Annotated in this window: 25 protein-coding genes, 1 pseudogene and 1 riboswitch; of the genes and pseudogenes, 14 read left to right on the top strand and 12 right to left on the bottom strand. The window is 51.7% G+C overall.

Annotated features, from left to right (window positions below; all coding sequences use genetic code 11):
- The first annotated feature begins 151 nt into the window (after positions 1-151).
- Complete coding sequence (grxD, locus tag JVX88_RS26725) at positions 152-475, top strand: Grx4 family monothiol glutaredoxin (RefSeq protein ID WP_211621630.1); 324 nt, start codon at positions 152-154, stop codon at positions 473-475.
- A 167-nt stretch (positions 476-642) separates the two neighbouring features.
- Here grxD and JVX88_RS26730 read toward each other — a convergent pair whose 3' ends face one another.
- From JVX88_RS26730 to JVX88_RS26745, 4 genes are all read right to left on the bottom strand, one after another.
- Positions 643-885, bottom strand: a complete 243-nt coding sequence (locus JVX88_RS26730; protein ID WP_211621631.1) for a DUF6761 family protein — start codon at positions 883-885, stop codon at positions 643-645.
- A gap of 654 nt (positions 886-1539) precedes the next feature.
- Complete coding sequence (locus tag JVX88_RS26735) at positions 1540-2031, bottom strand: CU044_2847 family protein (protein ID WP_211621632.1); 492 nt, start codon at positions 2029-2031, stop codon at positions 1540-1542.
- A 145-nt stretch (positions 2032-2176) separates the two neighbouring features.
- A complete protein-coding gene (locus JVX88_RS26740) occupies positions 2177-2737 on the bottom strand; it encodes a hypothetical protein (protein ID WP_225931184.1) in 561 nt (186 codons plus the stop codon).
- A 90-nt stretch (positions 2738-2827) separates the two neighbouring features.
- The gene (locus JVX88_RS26745) at positions 2828-3097 is read right to left on the bottom strand and encodes a hypothetical protein (RefSeq protein ID WP_211621633.1); all 270 of its coding nucleotides are present in this window, start codon (positions 3095-3097) and stop codon (positions 2828-2830) included.
- Positions 3098-3571: 474 nt separating this feature from the next.
- Between JVX88_RS26745 and JVX88_RS26750 the strand changes: the two genes are divergently transcribed.
- Both JVX88_RS26750 and JVX88_RS26755 read left to right on the top strand, forming a co-directional pair.
- Complete coding sequence (locus tag JVX88_RS26750; protein WP_211621634.1) at positions 3572-4162, top strand: Uma2 family endonuclease; 591 nt, start codon at positions 3572-3574, stop codon at positions 4160-4162.
- Between the two features lie 85 nt (positions 4163-4247).
- Positions 4248-4808, top strand: coding sequence for a hypothetical protein (locus tag JVX88_RS26755; protein WP_211621635.1), 561 nt, complete (start codon positions 4248-4250; stop codon positions 4806-4808).
- On the opposite strand, the gene JVX88_RS26760 is transcribed toward JVX88_RS26755, so the two are convergent.
- On the bottom strand, positions 4744-6441 hold the full coding sequence (locus tag JVX88_RS26760) for a WD40 repeat domain-containing protein (protein ID WP_211621636.1): 1698 nt from the start codon (positions 6439-6441) through the stop codon (positions 4744-4746). The genes JVX88_RS26755 and JVX88_RS26760 overlap by 65 nt on opposite strands.
- On the opposite strand from JVX88_RS26760, the gene JVX88_RS26765 reads away from it, so the two are divergent.
- The 4 genes from JVX88_RS26765 (at position 6428) to pstA (ending at position 11621) form a co-directional block, all read left to right on the top strand.
- Positions 6428-8125, top strand: coding sequence for an FAD-dependent oxidoreductase (locus JVX88_RS26765; protein WP_225931186.1), 1698 nt, complete (start codon positions 6428-6430; stop codon positions 8123-8125). The genes JVX88_RS26760 and JVX88_RS26765 overlap by 14 nt on opposite strands.
- 13 nt (positions 8126-8138) lie before the next feature.
- On the top strand, positions 8139-9521 hold the full coding sequence (locus JVX88_RS26770) for an esterase-like activity of phytase family protein (protein WP_211621637.1): 1383 nt from the start codon (positions 8139-8141) through the stop codon (positions 9519-9521).
- A gap of 334 nt (positions 9522-9855) precedes the next feature.
- Positions 9856-10638, top strand: a complete 783-nt coding sequence (pstC, locus tag JVX88_RS26775) for a phosphate ABC transporter permease subunit PstC (protein ID WP_211628880.1) — start codon at positions 9856-9858, stop codon at positions 10636-10638.
- A complete protein-coding gene (gene pstA / locus JVX88_RS26780) occupies positions 10635-11621 on the top strand; it encodes a phosphate ABC transporter permease PstA (RefSeq protein WP_211621638.1) in 987 nt (328 codons plus the stop codon). Before pstC ends, pstA begins: the two co-directional genes overlap by 4 nt.
- Positions 11622-11781: 160 nt before the next feature.
- Here pstA and JVX88_RS26785 read toward each other — a convergent pair whose 3' ends face one another.
- Positions 11782-12717 (bottom strand): threonine/serine dehydratase, encoded by a 936-nt coding sequence (locus JVX88_RS26785; RefSeq protein ID WP_211621639.1) that lies wholly within the window; start codon positions 12715-12717, stop codon positions 11782-11784.
- A gap of 68 nt (positions 12718-12785) precedes the next feature.
- Here JVX88_RS26785 and JVX88_RS26790 point away from each other — a divergent pair, with 68 nt between their 5' ends.
- Together JVX88_RS26790 and ppk1 are read left to right on the top strand one after the other, a co-directional pair.
- Positions 12786-13274, top strand: coding sequence for an NAD(P)-binding domain-containing protein (locus tag JVX88_RS26790; RefSeq protein WP_211621640.1), 489 nt, complete (start codon positions 12786-12788; stop codon positions 13272-13274).
- A 41-nt stretch (positions 13275-13315) separates the two neighbouring features.
- The gene (gene ppk1 / locus JVX88_RS26795) at positions 13316-15088 is read left to right on the top strand and encodes a polyphosphate kinase 1 (RefSeq protein WP_211621641.1); all 1773 of its coding nucleotides are present in this window, start codon (positions 13316-13318) and stop codon (positions 15086-15088) included.
- A 12-nt stretch (positions 15089-15100) separates the two neighbouring features.
- Here ppk1 and JVX88_RS39150 read toward each other — a convergent pair.
- Together JVX88_RS39150 and JVX88_RS26800 are read right to left on the bottom strand one after the other, a co-directional pair.
- Positions 15101-15724, bottom strand: a pseudogene (locus JVX88_RS39150) (hypothetical protein); the annotation flags it as partial.
- A gap of 6 nt (positions 15725-15730) precedes the next feature.
- Positions 15731-16279: a hypothetical protein gene (locus tag JVX88_RS26800; RefSeq protein ID WP_211621642.1), complete on the bottom strand. Its 549-nt coding sequence runs from the start codon at positions 16277-16279 to the stop codon at positions 15731-15733.
- Positions 16280-17242: 963 nt separating this feature from the next.
- On the opposite strand from JVX88_RS26800, the gene JVX88_RS26805 reads away from it, so the two are divergent.
- Positions 17243-17446: a hypothetical protein gene (locus JVX88_RS26805; protein WP_036011314.1), complete on the top strand. Its 204-nt coding sequence runs from the start codon at positions 17243-17245 to the stop codon at positions 17444-17446.
- A gap of 532 nt (positions 17447-17978) precedes the next feature.
- Here JVX88_RS26805 and JVX88_RS26810 read toward each other — a convergent pair.
- Positions 17979-18347, bottom strand: a complete 369-nt coding sequence (locus JVX88_RS26810) for a DUF1622 domain-containing protein (RefSeq protein ID WP_211628881.1) — start codon at positions 18345-18347, stop codon at positions 17979-17981.
- Between the two features lie 113 nt (positions 18348-18460).
- On the opposite strand from JVX88_RS26810, the gene JVX88_RS26815 reads away from it, so the two are divergent.
- Together JVX88_RS26815 and JVX88_RS26820 are read left to right on the top strand one after the other, a co-directional pair.
- Positions 18461-18874 carry a helix-turn-helix domain-containing protein gene (locus JVX88_RS26815; protein ID WP_211621643.1) on the top strand — a complete coding sequence of 138 codons (414 nt, stop codon included), beginning with the start codon at positions 18461-18463 and terminating at the stop codon, positions 18872-18874.
- A complete protein-coding gene (locus tag JVX88_RS26820; RefSeq protein WP_211621644.1) occupies positions 18871-19578 on the top strand; it encodes an ImmA/IrrE family metallo-endopeptidase in 708 nt (235 codons plus the stop codon). Before JVX88_RS26815 ends, JVX88_RS26820 begins: the two co-directional genes overlap by 4 nt.
- A 236-nt stretch (positions 19579-19814) precedes the next feature.
- Here the strand turns inward: JVX88_RS26820 and JVX88_RS26825 are convergent, their stop codons facing one another.
- The 3 genes from JVX88_RS26825 to JVX88_RS26835 form a co-directional block, all read right to left on the bottom strand.
- Positions 19815-20357, bottom strand: a complete 543-nt coding sequence (locus tag JVX88_RS26825; RefSeq protein ID WP_211621645.1) for an aminotransferase class V-fold PLP-dependent enzyme — start codon at positions 20355-20357, stop codon at positions 19815-19817.
- Positions 20358-20391: 34 nt separating this feature from the next.
- On the bottom strand, positions 20392-21546 hold the full coding sequence (gene gcvT / locus JVX88_RS26830; protein WP_211621646.1) for a glycine cleavage system aminomethyltransferase GcvT: 1155 nt from the start codon (positions 21544-21546) through the stop codon (positions 20392-20394).
- A 453-nt stretch (positions 21547-21999) separates the two neighbouring features.
- On the bottom strand, positions 22000-22221 hold the full coding sequence (locus tag JVX88_RS26835; RefSeq protein WP_211621647.1) for a hypothetical protein: 222 nt from the start codon (positions 22219-22221) through the stop codon (positions 22000-22002).
- 147 nt (positions 22222-22368) lie between these two features.
- On the opposite strand from JVX88_RS26835, the gene JVX88_RS26840 reads away from it, so the two are divergent.
- Positions 22369-23355: a DEAD/DEAH box helicase family protein gene (locus JVX88_RS26840; protein WP_211621648.1), complete on the top strand. Its 987-nt coding sequence runs from the start codon at positions 22369-22371 to the stop codon at positions 23353-23355.
- A 113-nt stretch (positions 23356-23468) separates the two neighbouring features.
- A complete protein-coding gene (locus JVX88_RS26845) occupies positions 23469-23915 on the top strand; it encodes a DUF420 domain-containing protein (RefSeq protein WP_211621649.1) in 447 nt (148 codons plus the stop codon).
- A 51-nt stretch (positions 23916-23966) separates the two neighbouring features.
- Positions 23967-24127: riboswitch (cyclic di-AMP (ydaO/yuaA leader) on the top strand.
- Positions 24128-24170 lie beyond the last annotated feature (43 nt).

Genomic DNA, 24170 nt, shown 5'->3' on the forward strand with positions numbered 1-24170 from the left:
GACTGCTTGCCGGTTTGATAGACCGGTTTGACTGACAGAATTCTCGATAGTTGGGATAGACCAAATTGGAGCAGTCCTCTGACCCTAGAGTCGGGGGAACCGATACCATAGAAGCGTGGACTAAAAGCGTAAACAAATACTTGTAGAAAATATGACTCCAGAAGTGCAGCAGCGAATCGATGATTTGGTTCAGAACAATAAAATCATGGTGTTCATGAAGGGCACAAAGCTGATGCCCCAGTGTGGCTTCTCCAACAATGTTGTGCAGATTTTGAATGTGTTGGGTGTTCCGTTTGAAACCTATGATGTGCTGTCCGATCCAGACATTCGGCAAGGCATCAAAGAATATTCCAATTGGCCCACAATTCCTCAGGTTTACATCAATGGCGAGTTTGTTGGCGGCTCCGATATCATGATCGAGCTGTACCAGAAAGGCGAATTGCAGCAAATGGTCGAGGTTGCTCTAGCGTCCTGATAGGTGAACTTTGCAGGGTCTCCTAGAGCCACTAAACATAAACCCTCTAGAAGCTTCGTCAAGCTGATCTAGAGGGTTCAATAACTGTGCGGATAATCAGGATCATCAAAAAAACCTCAACCCAGATAACCGCGGACAGACCGGAGATAAGTGCGCCATTCCTAACCCTAACGATAATCGGGTTCTGTTTGGGGCATCTCAAAGTTGGATGGATCGTAGAGATAGCGAATCACTTCCTCTTCCAAACGGTTAATTAAATAGGGTTCAATTGCATCAGCGTGACGAAGAGCCGCTAGGTAACCATCCATGTAGAGGCGAAGCTCGTCAAACCGATAGCCACGATTCCATTGCTCTACTAGAGCATCGGTGAGCCGTTGATAATAGCGAATTGCAAGGGCATCCTGAAGCATAAATTAGTCAAACCATTGCCTAAACGACAGCGATTCTGAACGATGTCCCAGTAATAACTTCCCAATAATAATTTTCCAGTGAACTTCTTACAAATAGCAGCGGCGCTATTGAATGAAATGGGAATGGGATAGAACAGGTGTAGCCAATCGATCGATATTGAACTTCCCCCTCAGCGAAGGTACCTAGGTTGTTTTGCTTAGATGCATTTGCGATTTACACTGAAAGCCACACGCCTAAGCGTTTTATTGCGTAGATAGACAAGTGTGGACTTACTTTGTATTTTACCTGGAACTCTCTGAGAATTAACTGATTTTTTACCTAATGCTAAGATTGTCTCTCGCAAGATAGAGCTAGAAGCGGGTGTAAGCACGGACTGCTGCCGCTCTCAGAATCTCTCAGACGCAGGTAGCAGTGGTTACAAAACCTTGACAAATGCTTTGTTAGCCTGGAAATGCAGACCTCTAACGAGATTTCACCTGTGGGAGCTGTTGGCGTCCAAATTGTTGAGGGTAATCCCCATTTGCGATCCCTGCTCAGGCGAACGCCAAATCAGTCGTGTTCATGCCGGTCCATTGCCTTGCAAGTTACTGATGCTGACTGTAACAGAGAGTCTCTCCATCTTTGCCAAGCTTCTGGTCAGATTAAGAATTGGCTTAAGAATTGGCCCCATTGACCTGAGGGTTGACAGGCATGGCTGGCTGAGACCGTTGAGGTAGCGGAGGCACAGAAGGTTGAGCACGTGATTGGGTCATCTGCTGAGCTGGATTGGCCACAGGTTGACGCTTAGGAAAGGCGCATTCCACCGTAATTTTGATGTTGCATCCCATCGTTCCAGCCGCGATATAGGGCACCCCGCCAGAGCCACTGACATTCATGCCAAACTCTAGCGTCACCTTCTCAACCTCTGCCAAGGCCGCGTCCTTAAAGGCATTCAACGTGTACTTTGTGTAGGTTCTAATCGTGCTCTCAATGGCTTTGAAACTTTGAGCAATTTGAGCATCTGGCGATCGGCCAAAGCTGCCCTTGGCACCACCCCGCTGCACTTCCACGTCCGGTTCAACCACCTCAGGCGCAACTACGTCGTCGGTAGCTTCCACATAAATGATCGTATCTTCGTCGATTTGAATCGCTTGCAGCTTACTCATGCCAAAAACACCCCTCGATAATCTGTTCAAATGTGGCAAAACTTTGTCACATTTCTCGAAGATAGGCGAGCCAAAGCCGAAGCTGAAACGGAGTCTTACCCCCTATCCCACTCCTGGAGCAGAGCATTTGCAACCATTTAGAGTCTCACCGTCGCCCTAGCCATTCCCGTAGCCGTACTCGACTGGCAATATAGATGGGGAGCTGATAATGTTCTGCCAGCAGCCAACCTACCATCAGCAGGTGAATGCCAAAGGTGCAGCCTAACCAAACGCTAGGAAACCAAGATAAAACACTGCCTGGCAAAGGCGGAAATAAAAACGCCATCAGCCACACAATCGAGGCCGGCAGCAACACGAGCACAATGCTAGCGAACCAAACCACGGCGGTTAAGCTCGGATCATCGCGATAGGTAGATTGCCAATTGCGCCCAGTCCAGCGCCAGGTCAGAGGCTGAGAACTATCTACAACCTGCACGGTTTGGTTCTGTAGATTAGCGGTGAAAATATGGCGGCAAAAGTTACAGGCAAAGGCATCCATCAGCGTTAAAGCCGAGATCTGCCCATGACGACAAACCGGACAAATATAGCTATCCTGCAAACTTAGACTGCGCGACTCAGAACCGCGTTTAGCCGTTGCACTGACTCTTGCAGAAGAGAGTTTATTTGAGGGTGGAGATGAATTCCAATCTGGAGATGGCTGTGTCATACAGGCCGATCATTAAACAAAGTGGACAGAGGTAGCTTGTAGGAGAGATCGGCTAGCAGTTTATCTGCAAATGTCAGCCTAAATGTTAGTCTACAGCGCCCCAATCAAAGCACTGCTTGAACCAACCGACCGCACAATTTCCCGACCTCCTTGCTCTAGGATAACAACGGGTTCCAATCCCATCTCCACTCGCTTAACTAAAACCTTACCATTGACCAGTCGATCCCCCACCGTCACATAGCGGCTCGTGTGTTCCTCCGGCACTTTTACAATCACGTTGGTTTTGCCACCCACTTCGATCACACCGCTAATCTCAATCGTTTCCGCTGTGCTTTCCTGGGGTGCAACTGGGCTAGGCACATTCACCGATGGTAGCCGTAGAGCTGGTAAACTGCCGCTGCTCGTTGTTGATAATCTGTTTCTGCCTGGTCCAGCACCTCATCTGTAGTTAGTTACACAATGCCTAGAACAGGAAGAAACATTGAGCATCCCAACGTCCGGATTCCACCTTCTGAGATGGAGATCCTGAGAAGCTACTGTGAAGAAAATCAACGCACACAATCTGATGTAATTCGGGAATTTATTAGAAGCCTGAAAACTGTTGCTGCGACCTCAGAGCCAACTAAGCCGGATTAAAACAGGTTAGGAGGGAGCATTGCTTTGCTCTATTGCTTATCAACCTTATTCAGCACGCAATCCTACATTGTTTTGAAAAAGGAACATTGGGCCGATGGTTCAACGAGCTGGGTCAGTATTGGGGACTGTGAACAGGCTGAAGAGAATTGCTGAGCCATGCCAGAATTAGAACGAGTGTGATCTCAAGTCAGGTGAACCATGACGACCGCAACTGTACCGTCAACCTCTGATCAGCGGATTGTGCTGTCTGGGCGCACTTGGGAGCAGTTCAAGCTGATTCAGCAAGGCTTTGAAGACTCACCGGGTATGCGCTTGGCTTATTACAAAGGCACGATTGAAATTATTATGCCGGGACGTGAACATGAGGTTTTTAAATCTCTGATTGGCTTTCTGCTGGAGCTTTTTTTTGTGGAGAGAGGTATTGAATTTGAGCCAACCGGGGCAATGACGCAAGAGCGAGAACGGGTCGTTTCAGCCCAGGCTGACGAATCCTACTGCATTGGCACCTCTAAACCAACGCCCGATCTCGTGGTTGAGGTGGTGTTTACGAGTGGTGGAGCGGCTAAATTGCAGCGCTATCAAGCTTTGGGCGTGCCTGAAGTATGGTTCTGGCAGGATGGCTTGTTCAGTCTATATCGTTTGCGCACAGACGGATATGAGCGAATCGAACGCAGCGAAATTCCCGAACTGGCTACGCTGGATCTGGAACTGCTGACTCGCTGTGTGCTGATGGGTGATTCCAGATTAGAAGCGATTCGCAAGTTTCGTCAGGCGATTCGTCAGGCGTAGCGTGCTTCATCTCAGAAGACCGTAGCCAAGATTGGATTTCGCTGGTACGCTTAACACTAAAGCCGAGCGTAAGCGAGCCGTTGCTATGCAGATTCTTCATGGCACTTGGATCCCGGAGGCAGACGACGCATTCACCCAGGATGGAGCTTTCTATTTGTGGGTAGAAACGACCGAGCGGCACAAATTTCGCCAACCTAGTCAGCGGCATCCGTACCAGTTGGTAGCGCCTGATCTTGCAGAATTATTAACTCAGGAACTGGGCGTTCAGCCGCCCAATTACCGCAAGCTAGAGGATTTTATTTCGCCCCAATACTTTCTGCTGCCTACGGTAGACAATCAGCCGCTGCCTTCGCTGGAGCTTTCTCGCTATCTGGAACTAGAGTTACCAGAAAGCTTTGAGTTGCAGTACTGGCAAATCGACTGCTACAAAACCGTGGCTGCAGCCAAAACGGGTGGCTATGTGAATTCGGTGGTGAGTTTGCTGAACGATCTGCATTTTCTAGCGCTGCACAATTTGGCCGAGATTCAGTTGGGAACCGATCTGCTGTTTTGGTTTCACTACACGCAGGCTCTAAAGCGAATTATTTACCGAGATCAATACATTCCAGCCCTGAAGTATCGCCCGTTGGAGCCGACCGCAGTTTGATATCCCAAAAAACCGCAACCGGATTACTGCCGCCAATTGCGAGCAAGGAACTATCGGCACTAAAGGCAATCGTCAGCACCCGGCCAACCTCTGGATTCAGCGTGGCTTGTAATTGAAAGCCGTTACTATGGCGCTGCCACAACCGCACGGTTCCGTCATCGCTGCCGCTGGCTAATAGGGTACCATCGGGGCTATAGGCAACGGCTTCTACTGGTTTCGTGTGTCCTGACAGAATATCTAAACATGTTCCCGTTGATATATCCCACAGCCGCACGGTTTGATCTTCGCTACCGGTGGCGAGCTGTTGAGAATCGGGGCTAAAGGCAATTGTAAACACGCGGCCTTCATGACCTTCTAGCACAGCCAAACATTGTCCTGAAACCCATTCGCCGCTGCGTCCTGCTGTGATTCTCCCCATTGCTGCCTGCTCTGGTTTATCAGCATAAACCGAACTGACATCCCACAGTTTCACAATTCGGTCGCCGCTATTGCTGGCCAGGATTAATCCATCGGGGCTAAACACAACCAAACGCACGGCTCTGGTTTGACCGCGCAGCGTTTTGATACAGCGTCCCACCTTACTGCCCTTCGCTGAGGAATCATTCGCCTCCACCTGCCAGAACCTTATCGTTTGATCATCACTGCCGCTGGCGAGAAGCTGACCGCGTGGGCTGTAGTTCACCGACCAGACTCGGCCCGTATGGCCTTCGAGGGTGTGAATGCAGCGCCCGGTTGCTAACTGCCAGAGCCGAATCGTATGGTCTTCGTTGCCGCTGGCTAGTTGCTGTCCATCTGGGCTAAAGGCCACCGACCAAACCCAATTGTTGTGACCTTTCACCGTTCTTAAGCAACGGCCTGTATCGACTTCCCAGAATTTGATCGTCTGATCATCGCTGCCGCTGACGGCGGTTTTGCCATCCGGACTAAAGGCCACCGTTAGCCCCATGCCCGTATGCCCCTCAAAACTGCGAATCGGCTCCTCGGTGTGAAATTCCCAAAGGCGAATTCGGTCATCGCTGGCGCTGAGCATAAACTGGCTATCGGGACCAAACGCCACCGACCAAGTGCGGCTATTGCAAACAAACACGCGCTCGCAGTCGCCCGTGCTCAGGTCCCAAAGCCGGATCGTTTGGTCATCGCTACAGGTTGCCAGCCACTTGCCGTTTGGACTAAAGGCCAAGGAACGAACCGTATCCGTGTGGTCTTCTAGTATTTGCTGACAGAGGCCGGTTTGAGTTTGCCAGAGGCGCACGGTTTGGTCGCTGCTGCCACTCGCCAGCCATTTCCCATCGGGACTAAAGGCAATCGTCCGCACGCCGCCCCGATGGCCGGTCAAGGTGGCTAAACAGTCGCCGCTGGCACTATCCCAGAGTTTGATGGTTTGGTCTTCGCTGCTGCTGGCAATCAGGTAGGAGTCTACGCTATCAATTTGGGGCGAAAAAGCAACAGCAAACACCCAGTTGGTATGTCCGGCTAATTCCTGCAAACATTCACCCGTGTTAACATCCCAGAGTCGAATCAGTTTGTCTTCGCTGCTGCTGGCAAGCAGGCGACTATCGGGACTAAAGGCCACCGACCAAACCCAATGATTTTGTTCTTCTTTGCAGGTGAACAACTGTTTGCCATCGGCCACCTGCCAGAGGCAAATCTCGCCGTCCGCATCGCTAGACGCTAAAAGCTGCCCGCAAACTTGTTTAATTGAACTGGCTCCTTGGTTGGGGGGACAGATCAGCTCCCAAGGCGTGTCGGCAATTGATGAATCTGCGGCGATGCAGGCGGCACAAAACTTTGGCCAGACTTGGAAAGACTTTAAACAATTAATTCGAGATCAGAAGGTCACCCTACCCGCTTGGACCGGCATCCAGAGTTCGCAATCGGTAAGTAGCCTGAATAGCTGCTGGGTGGGTGCGCTCTGTTTTTTGCCGGAAGCAGGTGCAACCGCATCGGAGCAGCTTCTAGAAATGTCTGCCCAGCGTTCTCCCAACAGCCGTTGGCAGGCTTCTACCGCCTTCAAGGGAGCCGAATTTGACCCAACCGGACGACAGATTACCGCTGTTTATGCCGTGCAGCGTATTCCCAAGCAGACTGATTATGTGCCGCTGGGGCGACCTTCTCAAGAATTTCCCAGCTGGTATTCCTGGTCAAGCGATGATCAGTTTGAGAAAGTACCGATTCGCCTACAAGCGCCGCCGGGTAAATCGATGCTAGTGATTGATGCCACCGATACTGGCGAATTAATTGGTTGGGCTGGGATTCCCTATCGGCTCGGTTCTGAAGCGCGCACTACCACCAGCGAGTCGTTTGCCTCCAAGCAGGATAATCCAGACTGTACGCAGGCTTTCACCTATCCGTTTGCGATGGCCATTCTGGATGACCAGGGCAGCAGCTTGGCCGACTTAAAACAACTCCAGCCGGACTACTCACGGGCCGAGCATCGCCAGGATTATGACCTGCAAGGATTCCCGATGTTTAAGGGAGCGAGCGTTTTCAACTACCGTCGCATTGTTAGCACCAAATCTAGCGATCCCCGCGAAGATACCCCCGCCTTTGGCGACATCACCATGATCAACTGGAATCGCGGCAACGACTGGACAGTAATGAACCCACCGCTGGTGCTGAACGAAAAGCAAATTACCGCCTCCGGTCAGCACGCCAACTGGATGGGTGGATTATCGCTGAGTGCATTGCGCCATGCCGAAGAACATGCCCTGCTGTTTGCCGAATGGCTGATGGAAACCCAGTCCAGTCCGCAGTTACCCCTAGCCTACCTGTCGGGCAAATATATGCCAATGGCCACCAATTCTGGTCTTAGCATGATGCCCTACATTCGGGAGGGACGGCGAATCATCGGACGTAGTGCCTATGGACAGCACGAGTTTATGATGCGGGAAGCTGATTTGCGGCGTGATATGCGGGGTAGTCGCGACTTTACTCCTACAGTCGTTGCCCTAACCCACTACAGCATTGACATGCATGGTTGCCGCTACCGCAACTGGGAAGAATCCTGGGAAGCCAGCAGTGCGCCAGTGCGGGACGAAAGTTTGATTAAACCGATCTACATTCCGCTGGAAGCGTTGATTCCTCAAGGGGTGGACAATTTGCTAATTGGCGGTAAAAGTATTGCGGCTAGCCACATCGTCAATGGCTCTACTCGTGTCCACTATGGCGAGTGGGTAATTGGCGGAGCAGCCGGAGCAACGGCAGGATGGTTGGTGAGTCAACAGCCCGGACGCTTACCAATAGACATTAAACAACAGCAACTCGTTCCCCAACTCCAAAGCCACCTGCGTCAACAGGGGTTGCGTTTGGAATGGTAGTTTTGCGGAACCTTTGGCAGGAATTCTCGGTCATAAGTTCAAGCTGGGTTCCGGCATTTATCCCGAAACTAAGCATCCCACCTATCATGACTCCATCGGTCTGTCGTTGGAAGAACCGCTGGTGGAAATTCTCAAGCAGAATGGCCTAGACAAAGAAGATTCTCCGGTTTTTATTCAGTCGTTTGAAGTCGCTAACCTGAAGGAACTGAACCAAAAAATTGATGTGCCCTTGGTTCAGCTTTTTGATGCGGCTGACATTGCCCTCGACGGTACGCTGATCGAAAACCAGCCCTATGATTTTGTGGTCAGTGGCGATAAGCGCACCTATGGCGATCTACGCACACCCGAAGGACTCAAAGAAGTTGCCACCTATGCCGACGGAATTGGCCCTTGGAAGCGGATGATTGTGTCTGTCAAAGGCACGGATGCTGATGGCGATGGGAAAGCCGATGATGTGAATGGGGATGGGGCAGTGAATGATGCTGACAAAACCACAACTGCGCCTACCATGCTGGTTCAAGATGCTCATGATGCTGGGTTGCTGGTTCACCCCTACACGTTTCGCAACGAGGGTTTGTATTTGGCGAGGGACTACAATGGTGATCCAGAGCTGGAATATCGGCAGTTTATCCAGTTGGGTGTTGATGGCTACTTCACGGATTTTCCTGCCACAGGTGATAAAGTACGCGATCAGGCGGCGCAGGGCGAGGTGAAATCCCCGGATCATCCTGATGTTTTGGCAGGCACAGCCCTGGCTAATCTGGGACGCTCCAGGGGTTTGGAGGGAATGGCCATCAACCCAGACGGCACAAAGATCTATCCGTTGTTAGAAGGAGCTGTAATTGGCGATCCTAGCAATGCGCTTCGCATCTACGAGTATGATTTGCAAACGCAAACCTATGCTGATGAACTGATTGGCTACTATCGTTTGGAAAATCCTAGTCACGCGATTGGGGACTTTACCGTTGTTAATAACAATGAGTATCTGGTGATTGAACGGGATAACAACCAAGGTAGTGCTGCTAAATTCAAAAAGATCTACAAAGTAGATTTCTCTCAGAAAGATGAGAGTGGATATGTCGCCAAACAGGAAGTGGCCGATCTGCTGAATATTCAAGACCCAGACGATCTCAACCAAGATGGCAGCACCACCTACACAATGCCGTTCCAAACCATCGAAGACGTACTGGTCATCGACCCAAACACCATCCTGGTTGCCAACGACAACAACTATCCCTTTTCCGTTGGGCGTCCGCCTGCAATTGACAACAATGAAATCGTGGTGTTGCAGTTAAGCCAACCGCTCAACCTCGATCCAAACGTCGGATTGGCAGGGCTGGGCGGTGGTTCAATGGCTGGACTGTCAACCGACCTCGGAATGGGTTCTCTCGCCTAACTCTCTTAAACATTGAGTTAACCCAGACTGGTTAACTTCACTGAGGCTGGAGGATCACAGTATTCTCCAGTTTTTTGTTGGTCGAGCTGAATTTGTTGGTCAAGCTGAATCAGATCTTGGCAGCAGCCGGTTGCAGAACTGAACAAATGTTTGCCCTCAGAAACAGTTGCCAAAGCTAGGATTGTAACGAGGATATTCTTCAGGCTTGCATGACCAGCAATTCTCTACCCTTGATCCAAACGATTACACCAGAGCGCTGGGCCGGATTCAGCATGAGCTTCATCGGTGCAGGGTACGTGGGGCTATTGGTTAAAAACGGTCAGCTTGTGCGGAAATTGGAACCGTTCCCATCTGGCAATTCCTGACCGACACCGAATGGACACCGCTGTTCGCCAATCCGCAGTACGGCATTTTGGTCCTGATTAGTGCCACGCTGCTAACTGCCGCGATCGCTCTCTCGGTCGCCATTCCGCTAGGATTGATGGCTGCCATTTATTTGAGTGAATATGCACCGACCCGTTTACGTCGTTGGCTAAAGCCCGCCCTGGAAATTCTGGCTGGTGTTCCCACTGTCGTATATGGTTATTTTGCGCTCTTATTCATCACGCCTATATTGCAAACTTTCATTCCAGGCTTGGAAACCTTTAACGCCCTCAGCGCCGGACTGATTATGGGCATTGCCATTTTGCCCACCATTGCTTCCCTGAGTGAAGACGCCATCTATGCCGTGCCCCAGAGTTTGCGACAGGGGTCCTACGCCTTGGGAGCCATGAAGCGAGAAACGGTGCAAAACGTTATCCTTCCGGCTGCTTTGTCAGGCATTGTGGCCTCCTGCATTTTGGCCGTGGCCCGTGCTGTCGGAGAAACCATGATTGTAACGATTGCCGCCGGACAAAACCCCCGCCCAATCACACCCGATCTGAGTTTTCTCGACCCCCGCTTGGCTGTCCAAACCATGACTGCCTTTATTGTGCAAGTCAGTTTGGGAGATGCCCCAGTCAATTCGATTGAGTACCAAACCATCTTTGCTGTGGGAATGACCTTGTTCTTGATCACGCTAGGTTTGAATATTCTCAGTTTCTGGTTCGTCAACCGCTTTCGGGAGAAATACGAATGACGCAGAATCGCCTACCTACTGTGTTGCCCCTCTCATCGGATTCAAACAACTTCCAATCCGATCTATCGGGCCGGTATCGACTGGATCGCCTGTTTGCGACAGCGGCACTGATTGCTACGGTGACAGCCTTGCTGGCGCTGCTACTGCTGCTGGTCGATGTGCTAGTCGATGGTTTACCTCGGCTCGACTGGCAGTTTCTCACCAGCTATCCTTCCCGGCGTCCGGCCCAAGCCGGCATCCTGTCGCCCCTCGTCGGTACGATCTGGTTACTGGTATTAACGGCCCTAATTGCGGTTCCCATCGGCGTCGGTGCAGGCATCTTTCTGGAAGAGTTTGCGGCCGAAACGCGACTCGCCAAGCTAATTGAAATCAACATTGGCAACCTGGCCGCTGTACCGTCAATTATCTACGGCCTGCTGGCGCTGCAAGTGTTTGTGCGACTAATGGAACCGATCACCGGCGGACGCAGTGTTTTGTCTGGTGGTCTAACTCTGTCTCTGCTGGTCTTACCAATTATTATTATCGCCACTCGTGAAGCCCTGCGAGCCGTACCCAGCAGCATTCGAGAAGCAGGTTACGCCTTGGGAACCACCCGCTGGCAGGTCGTGCGCGATCACGTCTTACCAATGGCATTTCCCGGCATTCTCACCGGCACGATTCTGGCCCTCTCCCGCGCCATCGGCGAAACCGCTTCCTTGATCACCATCGGTGCATTCACCTTCATTGCCTTTTTACCACCACTAATCCCAATCACTGAAGGACTCCGCTCCCCCTTCACCGCCCTACCGATTCAGACCTACAACTGGATTTCCCGGCCCCAACCCGAATTTCACCAAAATGCGGCGGCTGCCATTATTGTTCTACTGGTCGTGCTGATGCTGATGAACACCACCGCTGTTTATTTGCGTAGACTGAATATTCAGATGGTGATGACGAGTATGATTGCAAGGCAACAATGCGGCTGGTCGGCAGCTTTCTCGTAGTTAAGGACAATAACCGCTGCGGTGGTGCTAACGTAACATTCTCGGGAGTGTATAGACGCAAGACTAGCAAATGAAGGATATCTCGATAACATCTATAGGCATAAGGAAATATTCGGTTGTCGTGGAAATCGTTACTATGATTAAGACTCCTTAAATTTTATTAGCGAACTTCCGTGTTGAGTAGAGGCTTTATTATCAGTTTGGCGTAAACTTCAGCATCGACATTCCCACCGCTTACCACGACACATATCTTTTTGCCCTCAAATAGCTCTTTGTTTTCGAGAACTGCACCAAGTGAAACCGCGCCGGTTGGCTCACATTTCAGGTTTGCAAGATCATAGTACATCCGCAGCGCCGCGGCGATCGTTTCATCCGGCACCTCCAACATATCCTTTACACCTTTACTAATTATCGGCCAATTCAGGTTTCCGAGCGAGATCGTTCTTGCTCCGTCTGCGATGGTCATTGGTTCAATCTCGTTTGGTATTAGGCGTCCAGCTCGAAAAGACCTTGTCGCATCATTGCCCAAAAGAGGTTCCGCGCCGTAAACCGCTGCATTATCTTTGTTATGGTTAAGTCCGTTAATGATACCGGATATTAATCCGCCGCCGCCCACTGGAACAATGACAACGTCAAATTCCCGTCCCGCTAGCTCATAGCCCAGTGTCGAATTTCCGTCGATCACAAACTGATCATCATATGCGGATGCATGGTAGGCATGGGGCATTTGGGCCGCAAGCTCTGCCACCCTCTCATTGCGTCCAACAGTTTTGGTATCAATGAGATCTACGGTTGCCCCGAATCCGCGCACAGCATTGATCTTGACCTGAGCCGAAGTATCCGGCATCACGACGGTGCATCGTTTGCCAACCAACCGGCAGGCATATGCTAAAGCCTGGCCAAAATTGCCGCTAGAGGCTGTCAATATCTCTTCGTTGGGGACATTTAGTGCCAGATTATACGCGGCCCGGAACTTGAAGCTTCCCGTATGCTGGAAGGTTTCGCTTGCGATCGTAAGGTCCAGTCCGATAACTTCGTTCAATTTCGAAGAAACGATGAGCGTTGTCGGGCGAACTATGTCTTTTAATTTATGCATCGGTGAAAAATTTATCACAACCGGCTTGCCAAAGGCAGACAAGCGACAGGATATGGTAAAAGATAGTTATGACTTCACAATTTGGAATGATCGGCCTCGGGACGATGGGGCGCAATCTTCTCATTAACATTTCTGAAAAAGATTTTAGGGTTGCCGGCTATGACATCGATCCGGCTAAACGCCAATTGCTCATTGCGGGGGCCGAAGGACGTTCGGTTGTTGCGGCTGAAAGCCTTGCTGACCTCGTCGCTGTCCTTCAACGACCTCGTATCATTATGCTCTTGGTTCCGGCTGGGCCGATAGTCGATTCCGTCATTAACGATCTGCTGCCACATCTTCAGCCCGGAGATATTATTATCGACGGAGGAAACTCCCATTTTCGTGATTCTGAGCGACGAGAGACCTTTCTTAACGAACGAGGTCTTGAATTTATTGGAATTGGAGTGTCAGGCGGTGAAGAGGGGGCACGACACGGTGCAAGCATAATGATCGGCGGGAAGCGTGAACTTTTCGCCTGCCTGGTCTGTCCAAGTAACATTGTTGTAACACTAAATTAACATCGGTGATCCGCTCGGTTCGATATACTTTTCTAGCCAGTATGGATCAACCTCTTTTGCCGCCCTTGAAGCGTCCACCAAAGAAAACCGCTGTACGAAAACTCGAACCAGATGTGGTCGAGGATGACACAAGACTCTTCAATAGGGAATTAAGCTGGCTGGAATTCAACCGCCGCGTCCTGGAAGTTTCAATGGGTCCGGGGCTTCCGATTCTTGAACGACTTAAGTTTCTTGCAATATTTGCGACGAATCTTGACGAATTCTTCATGATCCGTGTTTCGGGCATAAAGGAGCAGATAGAGGAGGGGGTAAGCGAGCTATCCCCGGATGGCCTGACCGCCGCAGAGCAACTCCGAGAGATCGGCAAGCGTCTGAAACCGATGCTGCGGAAGCACAGCGCTTTCCTTGAACAAACCGTATTGCCTGAGCTTGCAAAGTCAGGGATAACCATAGAATCGTATCGAACTTTACCGTTAAAAGAGCGAAAGAAGCTAGATAAGTATTTTCTGGATAATCTATTTCCGATACTAACGCCGCAATCCGTTGATTCGAGCCATCCGTTTCCGTACATATCGAACCTGAGTTTGAACCTCGGTCTTTTCATTGAACCCGATCGGCAGCAGACGCAGAAGAATCTGAAATATCTCTTCCGCCAGCGACGTTTTACCCGGATAAAGCTGCCGCCATCGGTCCCGCGACTTATAGCGATAAATGAACGAAAAGGACGGTTCACGCTTCTTGAAGAGGTGATCTCGGCTAATGCCCATCACCTCTTCCCGCACATGAAAACCGGCGAGGCCTTCCTCTTTCGGGTTACTCGCGATGCTGATATCGAGCTTCGTGAAGATGAGGCCGGCGACCTTATGAGAACGCTTGAGCGCGAGCTTCAGCGACGACGTTTTCGTTTTCCGGTCAGGCTTGAGGTCTCGGCCGAAATGCCGGACAAGATGCTGAAAGTCCTCACAGAGGGCATCGGGTTGACCGAGCAGGATGTATATCGCATCGATGGTTTTATCGATGTTCCGGATCTGATGCAGCTTTATTCGCTTGACCGTCCGCGTTTGAAAGAGCGACCGATCCACTTTGTTCATCCGGCGGCATTCCAGGACAAAAAGAGCTACTTTGATGTTCTAAAAAAGCGGGACGTGCTGCTTCATCATCCTTACACCTCATTCTCGGCCGTAACAGACTTCATCACCGAGGCCGCGGAGGATCCGGATGTACAGGCAATAAAAATATGTCTTTATCGTACCGGGAAAGATTCGCCTATCATACGTTCGCTTATCAGGGCAAGTCAGCGCGGGAAACAAGTAACTGCCGTCGTTGAGCTAAAAGCAAGATTCGATGAAGAGATGAATATCGAATGGGCCCGAACATTGGAAAACGAGGGCGTCCACGTTGTTTACGGCATCCATACACTTAAGACTCACTCTAAAGTGCTGCTTGTTGTCCGGCGTGAAAAGGAAAAGCTAAATCGCTACGTACATATCGCGACGGGAAACTATAATCCTGTGACGGGGCGACTTTATACCGATATCGGACTGCTAACGGCAAATAGCGAGATCGGGGCAGACGCGACAAGTCTTTTTAATTTCCTTACCGGTTATTCGCAGCAACATGAATACAAACAAATGCTTGTAATGGTTGACCGATTAGACATAAATCCATCCCTGTGCAGAAGTCCAAATCCAGGACCCAAGCGTGCGCTCTACATCCCGCATATCAACTCCTTCGGTCACAATGCTGTCACCGCCCTGTTCAACCCAAGCGGATTGCAACAGTTCTGCAGTGACATAGGCAGACTCTCCAGTTAATGAGTCGTTGTAAAAGAAACCTTTGATTTCACCCGATTGGGAATCTCGCGCCACACCAGTCGGAACAATCATGTGATCTGTGCCTTCCCATCCGGCATAGCCGTAAAGACTCGCGCTATTTACCGCCAGAGCAACAGCACGTCCATTCTCGATATCGTCTGCCAATGACTCCAAGGTTCCGTTATGGTCGGTATGACATGGAACCCCATAGTCATGCAAAATCCCTACCTGATCGGCCAGACTGACATATCCCTGTCCTGGGATATCACAATACCCTTGAGTGATCGCATAATCGAGTAATTGTGATTCTGTTACATCTACACCAAAGCGTCTAAGAATCTGTTCGCAACTAACCACACCACAGGTGTTGAGGTAGCCCTGACTGTTGTCACCCTGACGGTGAACCACTCCTTCCCAGCTAGCCGGATCACCACTAACCATTGCTTGACTGCCGTCAGAAAGCATCTCTTGTCTAGGGGCAGGCAAATCTAACGTTGCATTGATCATTTCTCCGGTTTCTTTGCTTTGATCCGATGAGTCGAAACGTTCAAATGATTGCATAAAACCTCCATATGAATTGAAATTTGATTGTGGCTGGTATAAACCTGCGATAAGGACATGGTCAATTATGCTCATGCATAACTAACTCTCTAGCCACTGGAAAAAATCTGGAGCCAATGCTTGATATTGGGGCAGAAGTTGATTCGCTGACAGGGTTTGCAGTAACTCCAACATCCAACGCCGTTCCTGCATCTCAGCCATCCGTCCCTCGAAGAAGTCTGAGCTGAGACGATCCATCTGATCTAGCGTTTGCTCACTCAGCCGATAGGCTTCATTTTGCAGTGGGGAGGGAACAATCGTTACCGTATTCCACGTGGAAGTATCTCCAAACGGAAAGACAGTTGTGAGAGCATACACGAGCAGATGGCCTGTAATGGCATCGATTGCAAACCAACGGTCAGGAACCTGTTGCTGGAGCGGTTGTCCAGGATGACGCGAGACGGCGCTAGCGAAAAATGCATAGGCCGGTCGGCCACATCGGTGGGTCGGCAGAGGTAAAGACAAGAGATAGCCGTTTGGAATGTCGGTTCTCCGTAGAGCATCCAGACTATGATGTCGTCCTAGTTCTCGACTCTTGATCCACTGTTTTGCCGGAGTCATATTTGTCGGAGTCATATTTGTTGAATTCATATCAGTTGTTTTCTCCTTGTTGTGATCATTGTGAGTGAATTTTTTTAGGGAACCTTCTAATATCAATTCTCTGAATAGTATCTAGACATCAGACATCATTAACCTAGGCAGTGTCTAGATTTAGCAATTACGATTTTTCTAACTCAGATCACTGACTCACATCAGTATTACGAATTGGAATACTCTCAGTATTACGAATTGGAATATCCCAGACATTCATTGGTTTCCCCTGAGGAAAAACTGTAGGCAAAAGGCTTATTTTCCAGTGCTCTATTTCTTTAGAACCTGTATTGGCAAAATCATTACAAGTTTTCTGTACACCACAACTCGGTTGAAACAACTAGACAGACAAGTCAGAAAATAAATCTCAGAAAATAAATCAAAGAGGCAAACTTAAAGATATAAAAAGTTAAGCTAAGTTTTGAAAGGATTAAAAACTTATAAATTTACAGTAGCTACCTTCAGGCAATCCGTCTTCTACCAACCGATAGATCTCCATCTTATTGACCAAAGGCAGATAGTGTGTTGCTTCACCTTGTAAGCATGCAAACAGTCTCCTGTTGTCTAAGGCGGTGTAATAGACACTATGCAGATTTCGGCTTGGCAACCGTTCCTGAAACACTGCAAGAACATGCAAACGTAATGTCATATGAATTAATGAAAATTGACCTAATGCTATAGGAGTTTTACCAGCTGCAATAATTAGTTTCTGGATTGATTCTGGTTGACTTGGTTTAAATAGATAGGCGCATGCGCTTGACTGAACTTTAGGAAAATACCTCAGCAACGTTGCTCATGGCAACTTAATATATGGCCATAGCCGATTATACTATCAAGATCTGTAGCTCTAGTCAGAGGCTAAAAACAATACCTTCTCACCTGTGATGGAGATGCAGAACTGCGACGACGGCGTATAACTGTACTCAGGCACGAATTATTCGATGTAACAGAGGAGATGTAAGAATGCTTGCTACCTTGGCAGAACCGCGATTCCGACAAGCACAAAAAGTATCTTTCCTAGGTGGAGAGGGAGTGATTCAGAGCTATCGACCGAGTAACGGAACCTGGACTTATCTAGTTGAAATGTTCAAGGGGCCAGAACCAGCCTTCGGTCGTCTAGGCCAAGAAACAATGGTGTTGCTATATGAAACGGAACTGAATGGTTAAGTATAGCGCTAAGTATGGTTTGGGCAGTAGAATTTGGGCAGTATAGCTTGTCCTATATCACTCGCCTGTAACTCGTACATTGGTTTCTGCTCAAGGAGTTCATGCTCGATGGCTTGAGCTAGACGTTTAGGGACAGTGAATATCTAGGGACGGTGAATATGAACGATCTATCAGGCTTAGTTGTTTACACGTTGTTATCTCAGCTCTTGTTGGCGGGTTTAATTGGCTCCCTATTTCAAATTCGCAACGCGATGGAAAACGCAGACATAGCTGATTTTTCCTTCTGGACTCTGGTTGCCAGCATTATTAGCATCATTCCCTTTACTCTTCACAGAACTCTCTATAGTGCGATTCTAATCCATTAGTTGACATGAGTGCTTCACTAGTGCTGTAGCCATTGGAACACTAGTATCTCTTAGGACTTCAATCTATTTGGGGTTAAATTTCCCGACCCTTAGAGTGTTTGTATTCGGTCATGCGAACCGAAATACCCCGTCGCTTGCGGCGGGGTGAGTTTATTTAGCTACATTGCTTAGCTAGATTGATCGGTCATTCGCTTCTGCTGTGCTCGTTCCTGTAACTCCATTTGCTTCTCGAGTTCTTTGTTCAAAAAGTAGTTGAGGAATGTCCGAATCAGAGCAATCGAACCGAGCTGGATCAAGGTGTTTTCGGACGGAGCAATGGTTGTGGCTAGAATGTCTGCTCCGAGCTGAAATTCCAGCGCTAACGCCAACCAAGTCCCGAAACCAGTGCGCAGTTGAATAAACGGAAAGTCAACATAGTGATGACGGTTGAGTTTGATTGCTAGCTGAATGGTTTTAACGACTCCAAGTGGAGAGCGGGGTGGTGGCGACGACCGTGCAGACCACTGCGGGCTCGAGGCCCACCAAGGAGACGCCAGGCTTGATGTCGGTCAGCTTCATGCTTTGTCTACTCGGTGATCGCCACGCTCGTCGGTCCGCACGTGCCACGGGTCCGTCGGGATCGTGACGCGGGCGGTTTGACCCGCCGGTTATGTCCATGTACAGTAAACAGGGAACGAGCGAGCGTCAAACCGTCATGACCGCCCAGAAACCCAAGTTCGGCACCTTCATCCGCGAGCGCCGCACCGCCAAAGGGTACAGCCTGCGCCGCTTCGCCGAGCTGGTCGGCATCAGCCCGACGTACCTGTCGCACGTCGAGCAGGACAAGGTCGTGACGCCGCCCACCGCCGACCGAATCCAGAAGATGGCAGACCTCCTCGGCGAGAGCCCCGACGAGCTCTTCGCGATGGCTGGCCGTGTGCCCGAAGACCTCCCAAAGATCATCCAGAGCCAGCCGGAAGCGATGCCGGCTCTCCTCCGTGCGGTGAAGGGCTTGACGCCCGAGCAGCTCAAGAAGCTGCAGGATCAAGCGTCCAAGATGCGGAGGGAGGGCGATCCGTCGTGAGTGGTCGCGGGGCCATTTCGGATGTGCCGTTCCTGCCGGAAGTCCGTATCGAGCGTGACGCCGATGCGCTCATCGCTGAATATGCACAGCGGTGTGGTGCGCCCGTCGTTGCGCCGGTGCCCGTCGAGGACATCCTCGAGCTGCACCTGGGCCTGACGTTTGCCATCGAGGACCTGGCGGCGCTGTTCGGGACCGACGGCGTGCTCGGGGCGATCTGGTTCAATGAGAAGCTGGTTCGGATCGACACCCGGCTCGATCCTTCCGAGAACCCGTTGCGGCTTGGACGCTACCGGTTCACGCTGGCGCACGAGATCGGGCACTGGTGGCTTCACCGCACGTACTACCGTGAGGACCCGTCGCAGGCGGCGCTCTTCGACGGGCGTGGCCAGCCTGCGGTCGTGTGCCGCGCCGGAGAGAAGAAGATCCCCGTCGAATGGCAGGCCGACACGTTCTCCAGCTACCTGCTCATGCCCAAGTCGCTCGTGGTCGCGGCATGGACCGAATGGCGCGGCAACCTGGACCCAGTGGTTCTCGCTGATCTTGCTCCCGTGTCCGCCGCCGACGGCCGCGACCCGGCCGACACCACGCTCGATCGTTTCTCGAAGCCGCTCGCTGAGCGGTTTGAAGTGTCCGCCGAGGCGATGCGCATCCGCCTCGAGAAGCTCGGCCTCCTACTGCGCGAACGACCCAACACGCTGTTCTGACCCTGCACGCCACGACACCGGCACGGCACTGTCACGTCCCGAGTGTCAACCATTTAGCAAACGACAGACAAGGAACCTCAGTCATGGCCAAGCCGTTTGATCCCCGCAAAGTCCTCAAGCAGATCGCCAACTCGCTGCTCCGCGAGTTCTTCACGCGCCGCGGCGAACTCGCCGACGTCCCGTGGGACCAGCTCAGCGAGCACCGCATCGAACCGGTGTTCGCTGGCTGGCTCGCGCTACCGGACGCCAAGCAGCGCGAAGTGCAGATGATCATCCGCGACGTCAACGAACTCGCCGACCACCGCGGCGTTGCCGTGCTCGCGGAGGGCATCCTCGCTCGCCACCCTGATCGGGCCGAGGACTTCTCCGCGCAGCGCCGCGGCGTTCAGGCATGTCCAGGAGAACGTCGGTCCGAGCTGCTCGCGGAGAGCGTGGAGCGGCCGGAGAATGGAGTTGTGATCGAGTTCGGTGGTGACGACGTGGATGGGCTCGCCCGGTCGGCGGATCGCGGCGTCGATGACCACCCCCTTGATGGCGAGGTTGAGCGCATCGGTGGTGTTGAGGGTGAAGATAACGTGATCGGGCGAGGCCGCACCCACGAAGTCGGCGATGCGCTGGCGGCACTGGTTGATGACGCGCGCACCCTCGCGTGCCTCGGCGTAGTTCCCCCGGCCGGCGGTGCCCCCCACCTGCGTCGCGTAGCGGATCATCGCCTGGTGGACGGCCTCGGGCTTGGGGAAGCTGGTGGCGGCGTTGTCGAGATAGATTCGAGCGCTCACGCGAGAGGATAGGGGCCGCCAGGCCCGGCAAGGGTCACTTCGCGGCCTTGTAGAAGGGCAGGGCGGCGATCTGGCCTTCGATCAGCCCGCGGGTGGTGTCGATCTGGACGGCAACGCCGGGCTTGGCGTGATCACGGTCCACGAAGGCCATCGCGATCGGGCAGCCGACGGTCGGCCCCAGGCATCCGGAGGTGACGACGCCCGCGTCGCGATCGCCGATCTTGACGGCCATGCCCTGCCTCGGGGTTCGCTTGCCTTCGCAGCGGATGCCGACGAGCTTTCGGGCTGGTCCGCCCGCGGCGGCGGTGGCGCGGAGCGCTTGCTGGCCCACGAAGGGCTCGCCGCGGTCCTGGGTGTCCTTGTCGAGGGTGATGGCGAAGTCGACCCCGCAGGCAAGGGCGTTGATGTCCTCGCCCAGTTCGTGCCCGTAGAGCGGCATGCCCGCTTCCATGCGGAGGGTGTCGCGGGCGCCCAGGCCGGCGGGCTTGATGAGGGCGGCCTCCGCCTTCATGTTGACATCGCGAAGGAGCAGGCCCATTGCCATGGTGACCATGTTGGCCGGGAGGATGACCTCAACGCCATCCTCACCGGTGTAGCCCGTGCGGCTGACGATCAGCTTCATGATCATCAGGTTCTTGACGGCGAAGCGGTACTTCTTGAGCGTGGGGATCTCTGAGGAGAACTTGCTGATCAGCTCGATGACCTTGGGGCCCTGCACCGCGACCATCGCGGTTTTCTCGGTCTGGTCCTCGATCTTGACGGCCAGATCCTCGGCCGCGGCGCCGGCGGGGCAGATCGCGCCGGAGCGGACGGCCTCGAAGTGCGGCAGGAGTTTCTGGCGGTTCGAGGCGTTGACCACGAGCAGGTACTCGTCCTCCTCGAACCTGTAGACGATGATGTCGTCCTTCACGCCGCCCTGCTCGTTGCACACCAGCGAGTAGCGGCACTGGCGGTCCTGCATGTCGCTGATGCGACGCGTGCAGAGGCGCTCGAGGAATCGGCGGGCGTGTCGGCCCGTGACCTTCACCCGACCCATGTGCGAGACGTCGAACAGTCCGCCCGAAGTTCGGACCTGGTTGTGCTCCTCGATGATGCCGGCGTAGCGGATGGGCATGTCCCAACCGGCAAAGTCGACCATCTGGCCGCCGTTGTCGATGTGCCACTGGTACAGAGGGGTGCGCAGGCCCATTCTGGAGGTGCTCCCGAGAGGATGTGGCGGAGGGTAGACGCGTGCCCGCGCCCCGGGAGCCCCGGCGACTACGCACCGAGCATGGCGTTTCCTAACTTTGCTCCATTGTTAGATAAATTTTGTATCTGTTTAGAACAGATGTCCTGAACGATCTTCCGCTAACGCATCTTTTCCTGATCACTTACCCGATTTTCCACAGATGCGGAAATTTTTCCGGTCTGTCATGCCCGTGTGTTAAACACCTTACGCTTTTTCTGCCGATCCCTTACGACTTCATCATCAATAAGCCCTTCAGCCGTGCGATGCTATTCGCGGATCATATCGCTTTCGCGATCCACCCCGCGTCAAACCGTCTGTGGAGACCTATCGCAGGGCTTCACCCTACGCTATTTTCTCCGTCTCCTTCGGAAACAAAACCGACAGCCCACTGTAAACAGTCGCTGCTAGCTTCAGCTAGTTGATATGGATCGAAAAAATGATCCCGGAATTGCTACCAGCTTTAGTTAGTAGATAAGGCATCAAAGACCAACCGGGCTTCAGCCCAAGATCACGCCCTTCAGCAATGCCCGCATCGCCCGCAACGATGCGCTCTACGCCGAAGGCACAGGCCTGGTGGACCTCGCCCTCCTCGTCAAAAAATACGTCAAATCCCTCTACGGCACCGACTCGCCCCAATACAAACAGATCTCCGCGGCCTCCAATTCACCCGCTACAAGATCTAAGAGCGGCATTTCCGCAGCTCCCCTCTTTTTTGAGGGGAGCTGCTATCGATTGCAAGCGTCTCAAAATTACAGATTCTTTATCTCGTGTTATTATTCCGAAATGTCCCAAAACGAAGCTTCCGCAAGGTTAAAAATTAACAGCCTTCTTCAAGAGTCTGCTTGGCGTCTTACCGACACCGATTTGGGACGGGCAAATGTCGCCGTCGAAACCTATGTTTCGATCTCGGAACGCCTAGGTGAGACTTTTGCTCGACTCAAGGGCGGCTTTGCGGACTATATTCTACACGATGACCAGCAGTTCCCGCTTTGCGTTATCGAGGCCAAAGCCGAGAACATCAATCCGTTGGTTGGCAAGGAACAGGCACGCTCCTACGCAACCAGTCAACATTGCCGGTTTGTGATCCTCAGCAACGGAAATCAGCATTTTCTTTGGGACCTGGATCTTGGCAATCCTCGCATTATTCAGACATTCCCGACGCTTGCGGAATTGAAGGCTTTCGATGAATTCAAGCCGACATCGTCCAACTTAGTCAATGAACTGATCGGTGATGATTACATTGTTCGAACGCAGATGCCGAATTATGCGAGCGACCCGCGTTGGCAAGACGAATCTCAGCGGCCGGGTTTCATTGAGGAAAACAAGCTTCGATTTTTGCGCAAATATCAGATCCGGGCACTCGAGAGAATTCAAGAAGAAATAAAGAAACACGGCAGCGACAGATTTCTTTTTGAAATGGCGACTGGAACAGGAAAGACATTGACAGCGGCGGCCGTGATCAAGATGTTTCTTCGTTGCGGAAACGCTCGCCGCGTTCTCTTTCTCGTTGACCGCATCGAATTAGAGGAACAGGCCGACAAAGCTTTCCGCGAATATCTGAAAAACGATTATCAGTGCGTTGTTTACAAGAAAACCCGAGGCGATTGGAACAAAGCCGAAATCGTTGTTTCGACGATTCAGACTTTCCTGGCAAATAACCGCTACAAACGCAGCTTTCGCCCAAACGATTTCCAGCTTGTCATTTCGGACGAAGCGCACCGCTGGTCGCGCTTGGGGCGATCCTGCTCCGAGTCTGGTTGCCGACGATAAACGAAGCGGAACTAACCTACAGACGTAATCTTGCCCGCTCAGTCGGTTGGTACTGGCACTTTATGGGATTTCTTTGGCTTGTGATCGTCTTTCTGCTCGGATTTTGGAAATAAATGGAGCTTCTTAATATTTTTCCGCATCTAAATGCTGCATTAAATACACTTAGCTGTATCTTTATAGTTATTGGGTTCTATTTTATCCGGCGAAGGAATATTGCCAATCACCGCTTGTGCATGATCTCCGCTAGTGCTGTCTCAGCACTATTTTTGGTATCGTATCTTACTCATCACTCGTTGCGCACCTATTATTTCGGGCTTGGGCCGACCCGTTTTACCGGCGAAGGGCTTATTCGACCCATATATTTCACCATCTTGACCTCGCACACCATTTTAGCTGCGGTCGTGGCTCCATTTGTACTAAGAACGCTATATCTTGGCATCAAAGGGGTTTACGACAAACATAAGCGCCTGGCTAGACTGGTTTTCCCGGTTTGGCTCTACGTCTCGGTAACTGGTGTTGCGGTTTATTTGATCCTATATCAGTTGTATCCAGCAAAATAAGTATAATTACCTTGAAATAGCCTTATTTCCGTGATAATCTTCAAACTGTTGAAAAGTTGATCACCGAGGCCGGGGCACGTGAACCGGCGCGGGGGAACCATCGTCAGACACATTGTGAATGACAGGGGCGAAGCGTAAATATAAGAAAACGCAGGGATAATCTTTCGTTCCTAGCCCGTCAGCTAACCTCGTAGGTGTGGCAAAGAAGTTACTGCGATCAGTTTGACCTCAAGTCGCGATCTTAGGTGTGCTTCG

Source organism: Leptolyngbya sp. 7M (assembly GCF_018128485.1).

Bases quoted from the DNA above. Each gene is read 5' to 3' on its own strand.
- pstA (WP_211621638.1), top strand. From the start codon at position 10,635: ATGACGCAGAATCGCCTACCTACTGTGTTGCCCCTCTCATCGGATTCA.
- JVX88_RS26800 (WP_211621642.1), bottom strand. From the start codon at position 16,279: ATGAATTCAACAAATATGACTCCGACAAATATGACTCCGGCAAAACAG.
- JVX88_RS26740 (WP_225931184.1), bottom strand. From the start codon at position 2,737: ATGACACAGCCATCTCCAGATTGGAATTCATCTCCACCCTCAAATAAA.
- JVX88_RS26845 (WP_211621649.1), top strand. From the start codon at position 23,469: ATGGAGCTTCTTAATATTTTTCCGCATCTAAATGCTGCATTAAATACA.
- JVX88_RS26785 (WP_211621639.1), bottom strand. From the start codon at position 12,717: ATGCATAAATTAAAAGACATAGTTCGCCCGACAACGCTCATCGTTTCT.
- gcvT (WP_211621646.1), bottom strand. From the start codon at position 21,546: ATGGGCCTGCGCACCCCTCTGTACCAGTGGCACATCGACAACGGCGGC.
- JVX88_RS26815 (WP_211621643.1), top strand. From the start codon at position 18,461: ATGTCCATGTACAGTAAACAGGGAACGAGCGAGCGTCAAACCGTCATG.
- JVX88_RS26735 (WP_211621632.1), bottom strand. From the start codon at position 2,031: ATGAGTAAGCTGCAAGCGATTCAAATCGACGAAGATACGATCATTTAT.
- ppk1 (WP_211621641.1), top strand. From the start codon at position 13,316: ATGGATCAACCTCTTTTGCCGCCCTTGAAGCGTCCACCAAAGAAAACC.
- JVX88_RS26790 (WP_211621640.1), top strand. From the start codon at position 12,786: ATGACTTCACAATTTGGAATGATCGGCCTCGGGACGATGGGGCGCAAT.
- JVX88_RS26730 (WP_211621631.1), bottom strand. From the start codon at position 885: ATGCTTCAGGATGCCCTTGCAATTCGCTATTATCAACGGCTCACCGAT.
- grxD (WP_211621630.1), top strand. From the start codon at position 152: ATGACTCCAGAAGTGCAGCAGCGAATCGATGATTTGGTTCAGAACAAT.
- JVX88_RS26755 (WP_211621635.1), top strand. From the start codon at position 4,248: ATGCAGATTCTTCATGGCACTTGGATCCCGGAGGCAGACGACGCATTC.
- JVX88_RS26840 (WP_211621648.1), top strand. From the start codon at position 22,369: ATGTCCCAAAACGAAGCTTCCGCAAGGTTAAAAATTAACAGCCTTCTT.
- JVX88_RS26750 (WP_211621634.1), top strand. From the start codon at position 3,572: ATGACGACCGCAACTGTACCGTCAACCTCTGATCAGCGGATTGTGCTG.
- JVX88_RS26805 (WP_036011314.1), top strand. From the start codon at position 17,243: ATGCTTGCTACCTTGGCAGAACCGCGATTCCGACAAGCACAAAAAGTA.